The organism is Fontibacillus phaseoli (genome assembly GCF_003337355.1).
Classification (GTDB): domain Bacteria; phylum Bacillota; class Bacilli; order Paenibacillales; family Paenibacillaceae; genus Fontibacillus; species Fontibacillus phaseoli.
On the sequence record NZ_QPJW01000001.1, the window covers coordinates 442,790 to 462,034 of the forward strand.

General features: G+C 51.6%; 14 protein-coding genes. All 14 read left to right on the top strand.

The features are described from left to right. Nucleotides 1-8: 8 nt before the first annotated feature. The gene (gene mraY / locus DFP94_RS02065; RefSeq protein ID WP_114494777.1) at nt 9-974 is read left to right on the top strand and encodes a phospho-N-acetylmuramoyl-pentapeptide-transferase; all 966 of its coding nucleotides are present in this window, start codon (nt 9-11) and stop codon (nt 972-974) included. A 2-nt stretch (nt 975-976) separates the two neighbouring features. Then, nucleotides 977-2,401, top strand: a complete 1,425-nt coding sequence (gene murD / locus DFP94_RS02070) for a UDP-N-acetylmuramoyl-L-alanine--D-glutamate ligase (RefSeq protein WP_114494778.1) — start codon at nt 977-979, stop codon at nt 2,399-2,401. A gap of 51 nt (nt 2,402-2,452) precedes the next feature. After that, nucleotides 2,453-3,550, top strand: a complete 1,098-nt coding sequence (gene spoVE, locus DFP94_RS02075) for a stage V sporulation protein E (protein WP_114494779.1) — start codon at nt 2,453-2,455, stop codon at nt 3,548-3,550. 4 nt (nt 3,551-3,554) lie between these two features. Continuing rightward, nucleotides 3,555-4,670 carry an undecaprenyldiphospho-muramoylpentapeptide beta-N-acetylglucosaminyltransferase gene (murG, locus tag DFP94_RS02080; RefSeq protein ID WP_114494780.1) on the top strand — a complete coding sequence of 372 codons (1,116 nt, stop codon included), beginning with the start codon at nt 3,555-3,557 and terminating at the stop codon, nt 4,668-4,670. 233 nt (nt 4,671-4,903) lie between these two features. Beyond that, on the top strand, nt 4,904-5,809 hold the full coding sequence (gene murB, locus DFP94_RS02085) for a UDP-N-acetylmuramate dehydrogenase (protein WP_114494781.1): 906 nt from the start codon (nt 4,904-4,906) through the stop codon (nt 5,807-5,809). 16 nt (nt 5,810-5,825) lie between these two features. Continuing rightward, nucleotides 5,826-7,106 (top strand): UDP-N-acetylglucosamine 1-carboxyvinyltransferase, encoded by a 1,281-nt coding sequence (murA, locus tag DFP94_RS02090; RefSeq protein WP_114495738.1) that lies wholly within the window; start codon nt 5,826-5,828, stop codon nt 7,104-7,106. A gap of 90 nt (nt 7,107-7,196) precedes the next feature. After that, nucleotides 7,197-7,964 (top strand): cell division protein FtsQ/DivIB, encoded by a 768-nt coding sequence (locus DFP94_RS02095; protein WP_114494782.1) that lies wholly within the window; start codon nt 7,197-7,199, stop codon nt 7,962-7,964. Nucleotides 7,965-8,151: 187 nt separating this feature from the next. After that, the gene (ftsA, locus tag DFP94_RS02100; protein WP_114494783.1) at nt 8,152-9,399 is read left to right on the top strand and encodes a cell division protein FtsA; all 1,248 of its coding nucleotides are present in this window, start codon (nt 8,152-8,154) and stop codon (nt 9,397-9,399) included. Nucleotides 9,400-9,456: 57 nt separating this feature from the next. Then, nucleotides 9,457-10,572, top strand: coding sequence for a cell division protein FtsZ (gene ftsZ, locus DFP94_RS02105; protein ID WP_114494784.1), 1,116 nt, complete (start codon nt 9,457-9,459; stop codon nt 10,570-10,572). A gap of 133 nt (nt 10,573-10,705) precedes the next feature. Further along, entirely contained in the window at nt 10,706-11,530 is an 825-nt protein-coding gene (locus DFP94_RS02110) for a MerR family transcriptional regulator (protein WP_114494785.1), read from the top strand. Between the two features lie 231 nt (nt 11,531-11,761). Then, nucleotides 11,762-16,366 (top strand): pullulanase, encoded by a 4,605-nt coding sequence (locus tag DFP94_RS02120; RefSeq protein ID WP_114494787.1) that lies wholly within the window; start codon nt 11,762-11,764, stop codon nt 16,364-16,366. A 220-nt stretch (nt 16,367-16,586) separates the two neighbouring features. Next, nucleotides 16,587-17,531 carry a sigma-E processing peptidase SpoIIGA gene (spoIIGA, locus tag DFP94_RS02125; protein WP_114494788.1) on the top strand — a complete coding sequence of 315 codons (945 nt, stop codon included), beginning with the start codon at nt 16,587-16,589 and terminating at the stop codon, nt 17,529-17,531. 42 nt (nt 17,532-17,573) lie between these two features. Continuing rightward, nucleotides 17,574-18,296, top strand: a complete 723-nt coding sequence (gene sigE / locus DFP94_RS02130; protein WP_114494789.1) for an RNA polymerase sporulation sigma factor SigE — start codon at nt 17,574-17,576, stop codon at nt 18,294-18,296. An 89-nt stretch (nt 18,297-18,385) separates the two neighbouring features. Further along, nucleotides 18,386-19,168, top strand: a complete 783-nt coding sequence (gene sigG / locus DFP94_RS02135) for an RNA polymerase sporulation sigma factor SigG (protein WP_114494790.1) — start codon at nt 18,386-18,388, stop codon at nt 19,166-19,168. The last annotated feature ends 77 nt before the right edge of the window (nt 19,169-19,245 follow it).

Genomic DNA, 19,245 nt, shown 5'->3' on the forward strand with positions numbered 1-19,245 from the left:
GTGATCCCATGGACTTTGGACTTATACTTTTAACGATCGGCGTATCTTTCATTTTAGCGGTGATTTCGGCCCCTTTGCTGATTCCTTTGCTGCGGCGGATGAAATTCGGACAGCAGATTCGCGGCGAGGGGCCGCAGAGCCACCAAAAAAAAGCGGGAACGCCGACAATGGGCGGTATCGTCATTATTTTGGCGTTTACACTGGCTTTCCTGAAATTTTCCGTAATCAACACGGATTTTTATGTATTGCTTGTAGCCACGCTTGGTTTCGGATTGGTCGGGTTTCTGGACGACTATATCAAAATCGTGTTTAAGCGATCTCTGGGATTAACGCCCAAACAAAAAATGTTCGGACAACTGTTGTTCGCCGGAATTGTCTGCGCGCTGCTGATTTCGGAAGGACACAGTACGGCTATCGGCATTCCCGGAACGCAAATATCTTTTGACTGGGGGGCCTGGTTCTACTATCCGTTTATCATTGTGATGATGCTTGCTATCAGCAACGCGGTTAATTTCACCGACGGGGTGGACGGATTGCTCTCCGGCGTTAGCGCAATTGCGCTGGGGGCTTACGCGGTAATCGCTATGCAGGCCACGTCTCTTCCGGCTGCGGTTTGTGCGGCGGCCATGATCGGGGCGGTGCTGGGCTTTCTCGTGTTTAACGCGCATCCGGCCAAGGTGTTCATGGGCGATACTGGCTCGCTCGGGATCGGAGGGGCTATAGCAGCTATCGCGATCGTTACCAAGAGTGAACTGCTGTTCCTCGTCATCGGCGGGATTTTCGTAATTGAAATGTTGTCTGTCGTCCTGCAGGTCGCATCGTTTAAAACCCGTGGGAAACGAATCTTTAAAATGAGTCCGATCCACCATCACTTCGAATTGTCGGGTTGGTCGGAATGGCGCGTTGTCGTCACGTTTTGGGCTGTCGGCCTGCTGCTGGCGGGAATTGGACTTTATTTGAACAAGGGGCTGTAGAAATGAAACATCCAGATGAATACCGGGGACGTCAGGTGGTTGTTCTCGGTCTTGCAAAAAGCGGCGTACAGGTCGCAAAAACCCTTTACCGGAGCGGCGCGGTCGTCACGGTCAATGATAAAAAGGCGAGGGAAGACAGTCCCGAAGCATCCGAACTGGAGGCTTTGGGAATTTCTGTTGTATGCGGGGGGCATCCCGACGGGCTGATCCATCCTGGCGTGGAATTGGTCGTCAAAAATCCCGGCATTCCGTATAGCGCCTCTCCTATAGCTAAGGCACTGGAACTGGGGATTGATATCGTAACCGAGGTTGAAGTTGCCTATCATCTGGCAAAAGCGCCGATCATCGGTATTACCGGTTCCAACGGCAAAACGACTACCACGACGTGGATCGGTAAAATGCTTGAAGGTGCAGGACTTTCGCCGATCGTAGCGGGTAACATAGGCACGCCGCTTTGTGCCGCAGCGGAAACGGCAGAAGCGGACGACAGACTGGTCGTCGAGCTCAGCAGCTTCCAGCTTAAAGGGACTCAGGAATTCCGGCCTGCCGTGGCGGTTCTGCTCAATGTAGCCGAGACGCATCTGGACTATCATGGGACGATGGAAGACTATATCTCCTCCAAAGCCAAGCTCTTCGCTAATCAAACGGCATCCGACACGGCCGTCATCAATTGGGACGACCCCGTTTGCCGGGAACTGGTCCCTTACATCAAGGCCAGACTTCTCCCGTTCTCCATGACGGAGGAACTGCGTACGCCGGGTGTATACGTTCAGCCCGCTTATATTCCGGATGTGCAGGATGGATTGAGCCGAAGCATCGTTTACCGCGACGGAGAAGACCGGGAGCACGTGATTGTCGATACGGCTGAAATCGGCCTGCCCGGCCGCTTTAACGTGGAGAACGCGCTGGCGGCGGTGGCAGCTTCTTTGGCAGCCGGAGCTGCTCCTGAGGCGCTGGCAGAGCCTCTACGCCTCTTTCGCGGCGTGGAACACCGCCTTGAGTTTGTGGAGGCGAAAAACGGCGTAACCTACTACAATAACTCCAAAGCTACCAACTCCAAAGCTACCGTGATGGCGCTCGGCGCGTTGGATTCACCGATCGTTCTCCTTGCCGGCGGGCTCGACCGGGGTTCGGACTACATGGAGCTGCTTCCCGTTTTCAAAGAGAAGGTAAAAGCCGTAGTAGCTATCGGACAAACGAAGGAGAAAATCGGGCAGGTAGCCGCGCTTGCGGGTCTAACCGAGATCGTGCTGGTCGATACTGGTGACAGTGCCGCCGAGACGTTGCGCACCGCGATCAGGAAGGCCGCCGGTCTGGCGAAGCAAGGCGACATCGTCCTGCTCTCTCCGGCCTGCGCGAGCTGGGACATGTTCTCGTCCTATGAAGAGCGTGGACGCATTTTTAAAGAGGCGGTGCATACCCTTTAAGTAGAGGGGTGGAAAAGCCCCTACTTTCTTATTCAAGAGGTGGCTTCCACGATGGTCAAGAGCCGTTCTGCACCGGATTTTTGGTTAATGGCCAGCATTTTCGGCTTGCTGGCAATCGGAATCGTGATGGTTTACAGCGCGGGTTCGGTACTCGCCTTCCATGATTACGGCGATTCGTTTTATTTTGTAAAACGCCAGATTCTGTTCGCCGTACTGGGCCTCGTTGCCATGTTTTTTACGATGAACGTGGATTACAGGATCCTGAAAAAATACGCCAAAGTTCTGCTTTTGATCTGCTTCGGCTTGCTCGTCATCGTGCTGATTCCCGGCATCGGCGTTGTGCGCGGCGGTGCCCGAAGCTGGCTCGGCATCAGTTCGTTCGGCATTCAGCCTTCCGAATTCATGAAACTGGGCATGATCCTGTTTCTATCCTACTGGCTGAGTAAAGAAGATTATAGAATCACGCATTTTACGAGAGGCTTGCTGCCACCGCTTGGCGTCATCGGCGCCGCTTTCGGCTTCATCATGCTGCAACCGGATTTGGGTACGGGTACGGTCATGCTCGGAGCGGCGCTGCTGATCGTTTTCACAGCCGGAGCGAAGATCAAGCATTTGGCGGGACTTGCCGCTGTGGGCGCTTTGGGTTTTGTCGGGTTAATCTTGGCTGCACCATACCGGCTGCAGCGGATCACGGCATTTCTTGATCCTTGGTCCGATCCGTTGGGGGCGGGATATCAAATCATTCAATCGCTGTATGCGATCGGTCCGGGCGGTCTGGCCGGATTGGGATTGGGCATGAGCCGGCAAAAATACAGTTATGTGCCGGAGCCGCAAACGGATTTTATTTTCTCGATACTGGCGGAAGAGCTTGGCTTTATCGGCGGTCTGTTAGTCCTTATGTTGTTTTTGATTCTTGTGTGGCGCGGCATGAGGGTAGCGATGACGGTTGACGACATGTTCGGCAGTTTGCTGGCGGTCGGTATCGTCGGCATGGTCGGCGTTCAAGTCGTCATCAATATCGGCGTTGTCATTGGCCTCATGCCTGTCACGGGCATCACCCTGCCGCTCATCAGTTACGGGGGCTCTTCCCTGACTTTGATGCTGACGGCACTTGGTATTCTACTAAATTTATCCCGTTATGCGAGGTGAGTATATGCGCGTCGTACTGAGCGGCGGCGGCACGGGCGGACACATTTATCCCGCGCTGGCCGTTGCAAGCAGATGTGCCGAGGAAATTCCCGGAACTGAGGTTTTATATATCGGCGGACAGAGAGGACTGGAAAGCTCCCTGGTTCCGAAAGAGGGCATTCTTTTTAAGGCGATTGACATTACCGGCTTCCGGCGGAAGCTTTCATTTGAAAATATGAAAACCGTCATGCGGTTCCTGAAAGGCGTGCGGAGTTCCAAGCAAATGCTTCGCGAATTCAAGCCTGACGTGGTGATCGGAACGGGCGGATATGTATGCGGACCGGTGGTTTATGCCGCGGCCAAGCTCGGAATTCCAAGCATCATTCACGAACAGAATGCGGTGCCGGGTTTGACGAACCGTTTTCTAAGCAAATATGTCTCGACGGTAGCGGTTAGTTTTGAAGGATCGGAGGCCGCATTTCCCGAAGCAAAACATATTTTGTATACGGGCAATCCGCGGGCTACCACCGTGTTCGAAGCGGATAAGAATAAAGGCTTTGAATCCCTTGGACTGCCTAAAGGCAGTTCTATTGTACTTGTAGTGGGAGGAAGCCGCGGAGCGAAAGCCATCAATGAGGCGATGATTGAAATGGCCCCATATTTGCAGGAACTGGATCAACTTTCTTTTGTTTATGTGACCGGAGACAATTACTTTACACCGACCCTGGAGGCGATCACCGCCAATCTGGGGGGAATCCCGCGAAATTTGCAGGTGCTGCCTTACGTGCACAACATGCCGGAAGTACTGGCCGCCACATCCTTGATCATTAATCGTGCGGGCGCTTCGTTTTTGGCCGAAATGACCTCGCTGGGAATTCCATCGATCCTGATCCCGTCGCCGAATGTGACGAACAACCACCAGGAGAAGAATGCCAGAACGATGGAACAAGCGGGTGCGGCCCAAGTCATTTTGGAACCGGATCTGAGCGGAAATATTCTTTTTGAGACGGTAAAAGAAATCATGCAGAACAAGACCCGGCATGACTCCATGTCGGAGTCTTCAAGACGGCTCGGCAAACCGGAAGCCGCTCATCTGATGGTTCAGGAAATGCGGCGGCTTGCCGGGTCCGTTCATTCATAGCCTGCTGGCAAGCTCCGGGCTGGGCGATTGTCACACTCTCCATAGGGAAGGCATAAGATACCCTATAAATCGTGACATTCTTAATTTTATGAGGATCGGGAAGAAGGACGCGTTTCTTCCTTGGTCTTTCGCGGACCCGGGCGCCGGCTTTCAGCCGGGCGGCACTACCGGACTTTCCATGCCTTCACGGGCTGGATATGGATCCGGCATGTTTATCAGGGAGGGATTTTGCGATGCAGCAGTGGATATCGAAACTAACACACCAAGAAGTCGGAACGGTAATGCCAGACGAGCCGATGTCGAAATATACAACATGGAAAATCGGCGGTCCCGCTGATGCCTTGATCGTTCCCGAGAATAAAATCCAGTTGGCAACCCTCATCCGCCTGCTAAATGAAGAGCAGGTTCCATGGATGATGATCGGCAAAGGTTCCAATATGCTCGTTTCAGACAAGGGCATTCGCGGCGCCGTCATTAAGCTGGGACACGAATTGGAGAAGATCGAGTTCAACGGAGCGGAGATTGAGGCCGGTGGAGGCGCATCCTTCGTAAGATTAAGCATTATGGCCGGAAAACAGGGGTTAACCGGTCTGGAATTTGCCGGCGGAATACCCGGAACAGTAGGGGGAGCCGTGTATATGAATGCCGGCGCACATGGGTCCGATGTGTCACGCATATTCAAATCCGCTGAAATTGTTCTGGAGACAGGTGAATTGGTAACTTGCAGCGCTGAGGATATGGAGTTTGCATACCGTCATTCCATGCTGCACGAGCGGCGCGGAATTGTGGCCCTGGCTCATTTTTCGCTTGAGGCGGGCGATCGTTTGGAGATTGCGGCAGCCATGGCGGCCTACAAGGACCGGCGGCGCAAGACCCAGCCGCTTCAACAGCCATGCGCCGGGAGCGTATTCCGTAATCCGTCTGGCGATCATGCGGCCAGATTGATAGAAGCCGCAGGATTAAAAGGTCTGAGCGTAGGCGGCGCCGAAGTATCCACATTGCACGCCAACTTCATCGTCAATACCGGGCAAGCGACAGCAGAGGACGTTCTTAGGCTCATGGAGCAAGTCAAAACCACCATCGCTTCCAAATATGAAGTCGCACTGGTGCCGGAGGTCTTCTTCGTGGGTGAACGGTAAACTCGGAGGTGATACATTGGACAAATTGGTGATCGAAGGCGGGAGACCCCTATCAGGATCCATTCGTATCCATGGAGCGAAAAATGCCGCACTGCCGATCATGGCGGCGAGCCTGCTGGCTGAAGGCAAAATGCAACTTCGAAATGTCCCCCGTCTGCTCGATATTGACGTCATGCTAGGCATTCTGAACCGTTTAGGCTGCACGGCGTCCCATAGAGACGATACGATTATCGTGGATTCGGGAGGGGCGGATTCCAGCCATGTTCCGGAAGACTTGATGAAGCAGATGCGTTCTTCGATTTTTCTTATGGGTCCTCTTCTGGCTAGGTTTGGCGAAGTTTGCATTTACCAGCCCGGCGGCTGCGCGATTGGAGAACGGAAGATCGATCTGCATCTGAGAGGTTTGCAGGCTCTGGGAGCCGTGATCGAAGAGAATGATCATCAAATTTGGTGCAGGGCGGGGAAACTGAGGGGAAACGACATTCATCTCGATTTTCCCAGCGTCGGGGCCACGGAGAACATTATGATGGCTGCGGCGCTGGCTGAGGGAACCACGGTGATTACTAATGCCGCCCGTGAACCTGAAATTCAGGACCTGCAGCACTTTTTGGTCGCCATGGGAGCCGACGTCATAGGAGCGGGAACGGATACGATCACGATCCGGGGAGTCGATTCGCTGGCACCTTGCGACTACGAAATCATACCCGACCGGATCGTGGCCGGCACCGCGCTGATAGCCGCCGCCGCAACGCGGGGAACGGTAACGCTGACCCACTGCAATCCTGCGCATTTAACCTCGTTGTTCCATGTGCTGCGCCGGGCCGGTGTTCAAATCGGTACGTGCGATGATATAATAACCGTAAGCAGTAGCGGACGTCCGAAGGCCGTCGAGCGGATCGTGACTTCTCCGTATCCTTCTTTTCCAACCGATTTGCAGTCCCAGGTGATGGTGCTGCTATCACTGGCCGACGGACTAAGTTTAATGAAAGAAACGGTGTTTGAAGGCAGATTCAAACATGTGGATGAATTGGTTCGGATGGGCGCCGACATTTCGGTGGATCTGAATTCGGCCTTCATCCGCGGGGTGCCAAGATTATACGGTGCAACCGTGGAAGCCACGGATTTGCGGGCAGGAGCCGCGCTCGTCATCGCCGGATTGGCTGCACAGGGGAGGACGGTTGTCGAGCAAATTCATCATATTGATCGCGGTTACGACCGGATTGAACTGATGTTTCAGCGGCTTGGCGGCGTCATGTACCGGGAAAACCCGGCCCTGAAACAACTGGATTTGGCCTGAGCTAAGTCCCCTCCTATGGAGGGGACACAGGCTTTATTGTAAACCGCCGGAAGTTTCAAAAACTGACTTTCACTTTATCGGAGAATGATTATGCCAAAAGCAAATGTGCCTGTTCTTAAAGAGCCTAAGCCGAGAAAGAAAGGCAGCCGCAAAGTAGCCGGAGTTCTTTTTCTTCTGGTACTGATCTTGCTTTGTGTGTTGTTTTTTCGCTCCTCATTGAGCAAAATTTCGGTGATTACTTTTGAAGGCAATACGTATCAGTCGGACAAGGAGCTGCTGGAAATCAGCGGATTGAAGACGGGAGCCCCGTTTTTTGGGACAAGCGCCTCCAAAATTAAAAGTAGATTATCCGGTGTGAAGTCGATAGAGGAAGTTACGGTGGACAAGTCTTTTCCCGGAAGCATCGAGATTACCGTACATGAGTTTCCGGTGGTCGCTTACGAACTCACGGAAGAGGGGCGTTTGAACGGGCTGCTGGCGAACGGAACGAAAATTCCTTTGAAGAACGGCTCGATACCAATTGAGAAGCCGATATTGACCGGTTGGTCCGTGGACGACCCCTATTTTGAAAAATTATGCGGCACGCTGGCTAAAATTCCGGAATCCTTAACCTCGGAGATTTCAGAGATAACACCTTCGCCTTCGGTTTCCTACCCGGATCGGATCAAAATGTATACGAGATCGCATTTTGAAATCATTTCAGCGATTTCCGTGTTGCCCGATAAGGCGGAGTATATGAATATGATCATGGACTCACAGGATCCGGGGACGCTGACTTTGCTCGAAGCTGATACTTACGTGCCTTATACGCCAATCGAAGATGAAACCGACGATGAAAATGATACTACTCACGATTGACAAACAATGATAAAATACATTTTATGGGCTAGTTCCCTTTGTACCTCTTTTTTCTGATTTCAATGCAAAACTTGGAAACCAAAAAATTTGTAGAAAAAAGAGGGAAAGGTTAGTCGGCGTTGAATATGTAGAGAGTGAAATTTACTGCTACATCACATTTTTATGGGAAATAGGAGGTGCCAGGGGCTTGAGCAACAATGACATCATTGTTAGTTTGGACATCGGTACATCCAAAGTTCGTGCTATTATTGGGGAAATTAGTAATGGAACCTTTAATATTATTGGGGTTGGATCTGCCGACTCGGAAGGAATTCGCAAAGGCGCGATTGTAGATATTGACCAGACCGTTCAATCGATCCGAAGTGCAGTGGATCACGCGGAACGTATGGTGGGTATTCAAATATCGGAAGTGTATGTCGGCATTTCGGGAAATCATATCGGACTCCAAACGAGCCATGGAGTTGTAGCCGTTCAAAATGAAGACCGGGAAATCGGGGAAGACGATATCGATCGGGTAATGAAGGCAGCCGAGGTAATTGCGCTTCCTCCGGAACGGGAAATATTAGACGTCGTCGCCAAGCAATATGTGGTTGACGGACTAGAAGGGATACAGGATCCCAGAGGTATGATCGGAGTCCGCCTGGAAGTGGAAGCAACCATCGTTACCGGTACCAAAACGGCGATACATAATTTACTTCGCTGTGTGGAAAAGTCGGGACTGAAGGTGCGCGACCTTGTGCTCCTTTCTCTAGGTGCAGGTCAATTGGCCCTGTCCAAGGACGAAAAGACTATGGGCTCGGTGCTGGTCGATATTGGCGCCGGTTCCACAACAATCGCGGTATTTGAAAGCGGCACGATTGTAGCTACATCCACGCTTCCGATTGGGGGAGAATTTATAACGAATGATATTGCGTATGGTCTTCGTACGCTGACTGACCAGGCGGAGAAAGTGAAGTTGAAGTATGGCTGCGCATCTATAGAGGATGCGGCGCCAGACGTCACCTTTAAAGTAACCCGCATTGGCAGTAATGTGGACAAGGAATTTACCCAGGAGGACCTCGCGGCGATTGCGGAGCCTCGGGTACAGGAAATTTTCCAATTGATCGGGCAGGAAGTGAAGCGACTTGGTTACAATGAACTGCCTGGGGGTTATATACTTACGGGAGGCACCGTTTCCATGCCGGGATTGCTGAAAATTGCCCAGGAAGAACTGGCGGCATCCGTTCGTGTCGCTGTTCCCGATTATATTGGCGTCCGCGATCCAGGCTTCACCGGAGGCGTAGGTATCCTGTATAAGGTGATCAAAAATATCCGAATCCGCAATGCGGGACCAAAGAAGACGGCAAATCGCCCTAAATCAACGGGAACACAGGAAACGGCACGGAAGACAGGCGTTATGGAACGCCTTAAGAAATTATTCAGCGAATTTATATAATCAGGGATATTACGATGGACGGGCCATCCATGCATAATGAGGGGGAGATGGAATAGTATGTTGGAATTTGATTTTGAAATGGAGAGCTTGGCTCAAATTAAAGTCATAGGCTGCGGCGGTGGCGGAAGCAATGCCGTAAACCGGATGATTGAAAACGGTGTTCAGGGGGTTGAGTTCATTACGGTGAACACGGACGCCCAGGCACTGCATTTGGCCAAATCCGAACATAAACTGCAAATTGGCGATAAACTGACGCGCGGCCTCGGTGCCGGTGCCAACCCTGATGTGGGCAAGAAGGCTGCGGAGGAATCCCGTGATCTGATCGCGAACACACTGAAGGGCGCCGATATGGTGTTCGTAACAGCCGGAATGGGCGGCGGAACCGGTACCGGTGCCGCGCCGGTCATCGCGGAAATCGCTAGAGAATGCGGAGCGCTTACCGTCGGAGTCGTAACGCGTCCGTTCACGTTTGAAGGACGCAAGCGTTCTTCGCAAGCCGACCTGGGCATTGAAGCACTGAAAGAAAAAGTAGATACCCTCATCGTCATTCCAAACGATCGGTTGTTGGAAATCGTCGATAAGAAAACGCCGATGCTGGAAGCGTTCCGTGAAGCGGATAACGTACTCCGTCAGGCTGTACAAGGCATTTCCGACTTGATCGCCGTACCGGGACTCATCAACCTTGACTTTGCTGACGTGAAAACCATCATGACGGAGCGGGGTTCCGCACTCATGGGCATCGGACTTGCCACCGGCGAGAACCGCGCGGCCGAAGCTGCGCGTAAGGCGATTATGAGTCCTCTGCTTGAAACGTCGATCGAAGGCGCCCGCGGCGTAATCATGAATATTACCGGCGGTGCGAACCTGTCGTTGTATGAAGTGAATGAAGCTGCCGAAATCGTAATCTCCGCTTCCGATCCGGAAGTAAACATGATCTTCGGTGCCATCATTGACGAGAACATGAAGGAAGATATTAAGGTTACGGTGATTGCGACCGGATTTGAGCATAAGGCGCCTCCAATGATTCCGGGCAGAAAACCTGCCGCCGGGACATCCGAGCCGCAAGAGAATCGCAATACGTCGTCTTCTGCGCTCCGTCCATTCGGTAATCAACCGAGCGGAGACCAACTGGATATCCCGACTTTTCTCCGGAACCGCCGAAATAACGAATAGATGCTGTTCCATATGTCTTCCCCGAAGACCTTGCCCCTGTCCAGGAGCAAGGTCTTTTTTCACTCTTGACTCTCCGGTTAGGGGAGCATTTATGCTTAGTTCAGAATCCAATGTGCGCACAGGAGGATTTGAAGTGTACAAAATCGGGGTTTTCTCAAAAATGAACCGGGTTTCGATTAAGACGCTTCGTCATTACGATGAATTGGGGCTGTTACATCCCGCCTATGTCGAAGAATTTACAGGCTATAGGTATTACTCGGCCGATCAAATGCCGCGCCTGCATCAGATTTTGGTTTTGAAAGAAGTCGGGTTATCGCTTCAGGAAATAAAACAGGCGTTGGAACCTTCGGCGACTAACGAGCAAATGGTAGCACTGCTTGAGAACAAGCGCTCCGAAGTGCTTCAGACTTTGATAGCCGAGCAGCAAAAGATACGGCGGATTCAGCACCACCTAACTATGTTGCAAAAGGAGGATAACTGTATGAATAATGTGATTATCAAAGCATTGCCGGAGGTCATCGTCGCTTCACTCAGAAGAACGGTGGCGAACTACGAGGCATTTAACTCGTTGTATCCGGAGATGGGGGCCTATATGACTTCCCAAAAAGTGAAGTGTGCCGAACCAGCTTACTGCTTTACGCTTTTTCATGACGGGGAATACAAGGATCAAGACATCGATGTCGAAATTTGCGAAGCCGTAACCGAATACGGTAAAGATTCACAACAGATCAAATTCAAAAAAATCGATGCGGTCGAAACCGCGGCTTGTATTTTGCATCAGGGTTCGTACGAAACCATCGGGATCTCTTATGGTGCGCTGTTCAAATGGATCGAAGGGAACGGATATGACGTGACCGGTTTGCCGAGAGAATCGTACATCGACGGAATCTGGAACAAAAATGATCCGGACGAATGGCTGACGGAAGTGCAAATTCCGGTGACGCCGGGCGAGAAATAAAAGTAATTAAGTGCGAGGCTTCCCCAAAAGGGAAGCCTTTTTATGAAGGACGAGATTGAAGCAATTGACGATTTTCAGTTCATATGGTATAAGAAATGCAAACGGTTTCATGGAATTACGAACTTGGAAAGTATTAATTGTTGCTAAGGAAGGAGGAGAATATTTTTCACTTGTGCAATCGTTTGCGCTAAAATTCGATTTTATTTGCAACGTCAAGGGAGGCAAGTTGGTATGAATGTGAAATTGAAGTTAAAAGGAAAGGCTATATTTTCATTTTTTATGATAATCTCGTTGATGTTTGGTTCCTTTGGATTCGGATTATCCGCGGAACAGGCCTCTGCCGACGCAGATCAAAGTCAGAGCTCCTCGGCTGACGACGGGATCGCGATAGCGGATGGATTTCTGCGCATTCATTACAATGGGAATATCGAAGGCATGGGGTTATGGTTCTGGGGGGATGTAGCGGAACCGTCGGATGGGTGGTCTTCCGGTGCAAGCGCTTTCGACCCTGCGCAAGCCGATTTATATGGACACTATGTTGACGTCCGACTTGGCGAAGGTGCGAAGAAGGTCGGTTTTCTGGTGGTGCATCGGACTACGGGTGAGAAGGAAGGCGGAGACAAGAATCTGACGCTGCTATCTCCGGATGTGAACGAGGTATGGATTAAGTCCGGTTCGGACCAGGTTTTTTCTTATGAGCCGGTGGATTTGCCGGGGAACACTGTAAGGATTCACTACACTCGCGATGACCAGAATTATGATATCTATGGCCTTTGGCTCTGGGGAGATGTAGCGATGCCCTCCGATGGTTGGCCCGGCGGGGCAACTCCATTTGTGGCAGAGCAAACCGACCGATATGGCGCTTATGTGGATGTTCCGCTTCAACCGAATGCCAAAAAGATCAGTTTCCTGGTCGTCAACCGCAATAACGGAGACGAGAAGGATGGCGGTGACAAAGTTTTCAGTCTTGCCGACCGCTACAACCGCCTATGGATTAAGCAGGGCGACAACAATGTCTACGTCTCTCCTTATGGAGAAGTTCCGGTGGGGCTCGTATCGGCGGAAGTCTTGTCCGAAAGCAAATTATTGCTGGGCTTTACGATGACTGACGGCTTGGATCCGGAATCCTTGAAAAATGAATTGGCGATCAAGGACATCCAGGGGAACGAAATCCCTGCCGTGCAGGCGGGTATTGTCAGCGCCAGCGCGGTGGAAGTGGAAGTTTCCGGCAGCAGCCTGCTTGCTCATCTTCCGCTTAGTGTGACCTACTCCGGCAGAACGGTTGCGGCTACCACAGGCTGGCGGATGCTGGATGAGGTGTTTTATTATGACGGGAACGATCTGGGGGCGACCTATCATGACGGAGGCGTCGCCTTCAAGCTCTGGGCCCCGACGGCCAGCTCAGTTACGGCAAGCGTATATGACAAAGACGATGCGACCCGTTACATAGGCAGCATCGACCTGAGTTTAGGCGAGCAGGGCGTATGGACGGCCGAGGCAGTCCCGTCCGACTTTCAGATCTCCGATTTGAAGGGATACTTTTATCAGTACTATGTCACAAATCAGGGAGTAACAAAAGCCGTGCTTGATCCATATGCCAAGTCAATGGCTCCATTCCGGGTGGATACGAGCGGGAAAGCTGGTTCCGATGGAGATATCGTAGGGAAAGCAGCGATTGTGAATTTGAACGGTACCGATCCTGATGAATACGGCTACGCACAAATCGACGGTTATGAGCAGCGGGAGGATGCCGTCATCTGGGAAATTCACGTCCGGGACTTCACTTCCGACCCATCGGTTGAAGGGGACCTGAATGGAAGATGGGGCTCCTATAAGGCATTTGGCGATAAACTGGATTATTTAAAATCCCTGGGAGTTACCCATGTCCAGCTGATGCCCGTCATGGCATGGTATTACGGTGACGAGACGAGCATAGGGGAGAGAGAACTCGACTATTCGGCTCAAGGGAACGAATACAACTGGGGGTATGATCCGCATAACTATTTTTCTCCGGATGGAGCTTATTCTGAAAACCCTGCCGACCCGCAACTGCGGATCGAAGAACTGAAAGGGCTAATCGATGCGGTACATGATGCCGGCATGGGCGTTATTCTTGATGTGGTATATACGCATATGGCCAAAGCCGATTTCCTGAACGATATTGTGCCGGGTTATTACGCTTGGAAAGATGCGAACGGAAACAATGTGGGGGGCTTTGGGAATAACCTGGCGACGAACCACAAAATGGCCGAAAAATTAATGGTAGATTCCGTGAAGTATTGGTTCGACGAATATAAAATCGACGGCATGCGCTGGGATATGATGGGCGATGCTACTTATGAAGCCGTTCAGCACGCTTACGACGAAGCGGCCAAGATCAATCCGGATGCCCTCTTTATTGGGGAAGGCTGGCGGACGTTCAGCGGGGGGATCGCGGAACCTGCACTTGACGGACATGGCGCCACCCAGGACTGGATGAATCAAACGGATAACGTCGGCGTTTTCTCCGACGAAATTCGCAATGAATTGAAGTCCGGCTACGGCTCTGAAGGTGAACCCCGGTTTATTACGGGCGGAGCAAGACCGATTGAGAGTATCTTCAATAACATCAAAGCGCAGCCTTCCAATACGCCGGCGGATGATCCGGGGGATATGGTTTCCTATATCGAGGCGCATGACAACCTGCCGCTCTATGATGTCATCGCTCAGTCGATCAAAAAAGATCCGGCGGTACCGGCCAATGACCTGGAAATCCACAAGCGTATCCGGCTGGGGAATTTGCTGATTATGACTTCCCAGGGAAGTGCTTTCCTTCATGCAGGGCAAGAATACGGCCGGACCAAGCAGTGGAAAGGCGATGGGGCGCCGGAGCAAAAATATCATGAACTGAAAGATGAATCAGGACATTCCTTTGGGTATTTCGTGCACGACTCCTACGATTCTTCCGATGCGATCAATATGTTCGACTGGGCCAAAGCGACGGATGCGAAGACGTACCCTGTCAATCATATTACCCGGGAGTATACCAGCGGCCTGATCTCGTTGAGAAAGTCAACGAATGCCTTCACTCTCGGGAATGCCGGTCTTGTGGATCAAAATATCACGCTGATCGACTCGCCGGAAATTGCTGAGAGCGATAAGATCATCGCCTACAAAAACAAAGCCACTGACGGCAGCGGAAACTATTATGTATTCGTGAACGCGGACAGCGTGCCACGAACGCTGACCTTGCAGGTAAATTTAACCGAGGGTAAAGTTCTTGTCGATAATGATGAAGCCGGTAGCATTGGGGTGACGGAACCTTCCGGTTTCCGGCTTACCTCGAGCTCCATCACTCTTGAGCCTCTGACGGCGGTTGTGATTAATAAACAGGATTCCGGGGGCGGCAATCCGGGGAATCCGGACCCGGGCAACGGAGGCGGAGGAACCGGGACGACGTCCTCAGGCTCTGCTTCTTCTTCACAGACGGCAAAGGATAGTGCACTGGAATCCTTAAAGAAGCAACTTGACGCATTGCCTTCGGGCACAGCCGAGGCAGCGGAAAAAATTGTGAAAGAGCTTGATAAACTTGGTACGGTTGCTTCCCTCGAGCGAACCGATAAAGACGGAAAGAAAATCATAGGCTTGAAAGCGGTAGAATTTCAGTCCGCATTAGACCGACTGACGAAAGGTTTGGATTTGGCAGAGCAACATTTAGGTGGAAATGCCGGGTTGTTGAATAACATTAAATCGGCTGCGGGCATGGTCATCGACATCGGGGGACTGACGACGGATACGGTGGAACTCTCACTGCCGGGTCCTTACCTTGCGAAGCTGAAGGACGCCGGAATTGCCCTGAAAGTTCGGACAGCGAACGCGATGATCAGTATTCCCGCAGGCACGGGAGCGACCGGAATGGATCTTTCCCAATTGCAGGAGATGACACTCGGGTTTGCTCCGGTTAGCGGGACGGAATCGCAAAGATTGCTATCAAACGCGGAAATCGGTGATCGGGCTCTGAAGCCGGCCGGAAAGATCATCTCTTTCACAGGCTTTACCGTTGATGCTTCCGGCAATGGCAATTCAATTACGGCATTCGACGGGCCTGTAGTACTGTCGTTGACGATGACGGCGGAGGAGATGAAAAGTCTCGGCGATAAGAGAAAATCCGGCTTATATCAGATGGACGATGACGGCTTCGTTCAATTCCGCGGCGGCAAGTTCGAGAACGGTGGGTTCGTCTCTGAAATTTTGGACACCGGCTATTATACCGTCATGGAATCAGTCAAAACGTTCAAGGATTCTGCGGATACCTGGGCAAAAGAGTATATTGAGATTTCAGTGGCCAGAGGCATCACTACAGGAATCGATAAGGAGCACTTTGCCCCGCAAGCGGCGGTGACAAGGGGACAAATGGCGGTCTTCCTGGGCAGGGCTTTGAAGCTCGACGAAGCAAGCGCGGGGAACGTAACTTTTACCGATGTGGACCCCGATGCCTACTACCACGGCTTTATAGCTGCCATGAAGCAGGCCGGGATTCTCGCAGGTTATGAAGACGGCAGCTTCCGGCCGGATCAAAAAGTGACCCGGGAAGAAATGCTTACCATGGTGATGAAAGCTCACGAATATACTAAAGAAAAAAATGTTGCCGGCCTGCCGATAGCGACTCCATCTTCCGCATCCTTTGCGGACGAAGGGGATATCAGTAATTTTGCGCTTGGCTTCGTGAAAGCGGCAAGGGAACTCGGACTGATCAGCGGAACGCCGGAGGGCAAATTTGCTCCGCAGGATACAGCGACCCGGGATCAGATGGCGAAAGTGTTGACCATGCTTATGGAAATAACAGGACAATTCTAAAAAAGCATAAGTGAATGAGAACCGGCTCAAGGATAAAGGAGAACCTTGGGCCGGTTCTTCCTTTTGCGCCGCTCTATCTTTCGCGCTCGACAAAATTAGTGGACTCCCGCCTTCAATTTTAGACAGACTTTACATATGGAAGTCTTTATACTGAGAACCATCTCCACGTCATAGGCAAATAGATTCTAGTAGAGAACGGGTTCAGGCGGGTGATGGAGTCTTGGTTGTATATCTGGATCTTATTTTTTTAATGAACCTGCTGATCGATGGAAGCCTTCTGGCTGTAACCGCATGGATGAGGAAGCGGAAAGTTGTCGTTTGGCGGCTGGTCCTTTCCGCGGCGGTCGGAGCGTCTTATGTAGTAATGATGTTTTTGCCGGAACTTACATTTTTGTTTACTTTTTTAGTCAAGTTCCTGTTTTCCGTCGTCATGCTATGGATCGCATTCGGCTTTGGCAGCCTGCAAAACTATTTGCGGAATTTAGGGGCGTTCTACATCGTCAACTTTGCGGCAGCGGGAGGTATTCTGGGAATCCATTACTTACTGCAAAACTCCGGAGAGCTTTGGAACGGAATCTGGTATTCCGCCTCGGGGGGCATGGGGTTCTCGCTGCAAATCGGAACCTTGTTTACATTGGCCGCATTTTTTGCCGTATTGATTTGGTTCAAACTGGTCATGTCTTCGCGTAGAAGGCAGGAGTTGATCTCTTCTTATCTTGCTGACGTGAAGGTCCGGATCGGGGAAGCGGAGATTTGCTGCACCGGGCTGATCGATACCGGCAATCAATTAACCGATCCGCTGAGTCGGCTGCCGGTAATGGTGATGGAGACCTCGTTATGGCATGAGTTTTTGCCGGATGCTTCATCCGGGTCAGAGTCGGGAAATCAGGCGGACAACCTTATTCTGGAATGGTCGGAGGATGAGTCCTTTCCCTGGCGGGACCGTTTGCGGCTCGTCCCTTACCGCGGGGTGAACAAAGGCTCGCAGTTTATGCTTGCCCTTAAGCCGGACGAAGTGATCGTTACCCTCGAAAGCCGGGAAATCAGCACCTCACGCGTGCTCATCGGATTGGACGGGGGGATATTATCGTCGGAGGGTGCTTACCGGGCTATCATACACCCTTCATTGACGGGTGATGCCATGGGGGCGCAACAGGCCGGCTAAGGCCGGAAATACGGGAAAGTAATATGGGAGGAAAAAGAAGCCATGCGTGTAAAATGGAAACTGATGCTGCAGCTGCAGTACTACCGGATATTGTTTTTATTCGGACTGAAAAGCGAAGAAATCTATTATATCGGCGGAAGCGAAGCGCTGCCGCCTCCATTGACGCGTGAGGAAGAAGAATATTTGCTGCAGCGGCTGTCTACCGGGGATGCCGCGATCAGGGCGATGCTGATCGAGCGGAATCTTCGGCTGGTTGTATATATTGCCCGAAAATTCGAGAATACGGGGATCAATATCGAGGATCTTGTTTCGATCGGTACGATCGGGCTGATCAAGGCCGTGAACACGTTCGATCCGGAGAAAAAAATCAAGTTGGCGACCTATGCGTCCCGCTGCATCGAAAACGAGATCTTGATGTATTTGCGCCGGAACAGCAAAATCCGGACGGAAGTCTCTTTCGACGAGCCGCTGAACATCGATTGGGACGGCAACGAGTTGCTACTCTCCGACGTGCTCGGCACAGAGAATGACACCATTTACCGCAACATCGAGGAGCAGGTTGATCGCAAGCTGCTGCACAAGGCGCTCGACAAGCTGAGCGAACGGGAGCGGATGATTATGGAGCTTCGATTCGGCCTCGTCGACGGCGACGAAAAAACGCAAAAAGACGTGGCGGATCTTCTCGGGATCTCCCAATCTTACATTTCGCGGCTGGAAAAACGGATCATCAAGCGGCTCCGTAAGGAATTCAACAAGATGGTGTAGGCGGAGTGGGCATGGAGTAAATTCAGGAATAAAAATACAGTCCCGGGAGATAATGATCATTAATGTTTCTCCTTGGGAGGTAAGACTTGATGACCCGAAACAAAGTCGAGATTTGCGGGGTAGACACCGCAAAATTGCCCGTTCTAACCAATGCGGAAATGCGTGAATTGTTCCACTCTTTGCAGCAGGACCACGTAAGATCAGCCAGAGAAAAGTTAGTGAATGGCAACCTCAGACTCGTACTGAGTGTCATCCAGCGATTCAACAATCGGGGGGAGTATGTGGACGACCTGTTTCAAGTCGGCTGCATCGGACTCATGAAAGCCATCGATAATTTCGACTTATCGCAAAACGTCAAATTCTCGACTTATGCGGTGCCGATGATCATCGGAGAAATCCGCCGGTACTTGCGGGATAACAATCCGATCCGCGTGTCGCGGAGCCTGCGCGATATCGCATATAAGGCACTGCAAATGCGCGATAGCCTGACAAACCAGAACTCGCGGGAACCTACGATTTTCGAAATTTCGGAAGCGCTCGGTCTTCCGAAAGAAGATGTTGTTTTCGCGCTGGACGCCATCCAGGATCCGGTATCGTTGTTCGAGCCGATCTATCATGACGGGGGCGATCCCATCTATGTCATGGACCAGATCAGCGACGACAGGAACAAGGATGTCTCCTGGATCGAGGAAATCGCCCTGCGGGAAGCGATGCAGCGTTTGGGGCGGCGGGAGAAGATGATCCTGTCGATGCGCTTCTTCGAAGGCAAGACCCAGATGGAGGTGGCCGACGAAATCGGCATCTCCCAGGCTCAGGTATCCAGGCTAGAGAAATCCGCCATCTTACAAATGCAGAAACATGTGAAGTCGTAACCGTGACTGACTGGCCCCTTAGGGGCCCTTTTTTCGTCTATACATGCAATCGGCTATCCGTTGAAAGTGCTCGGCGG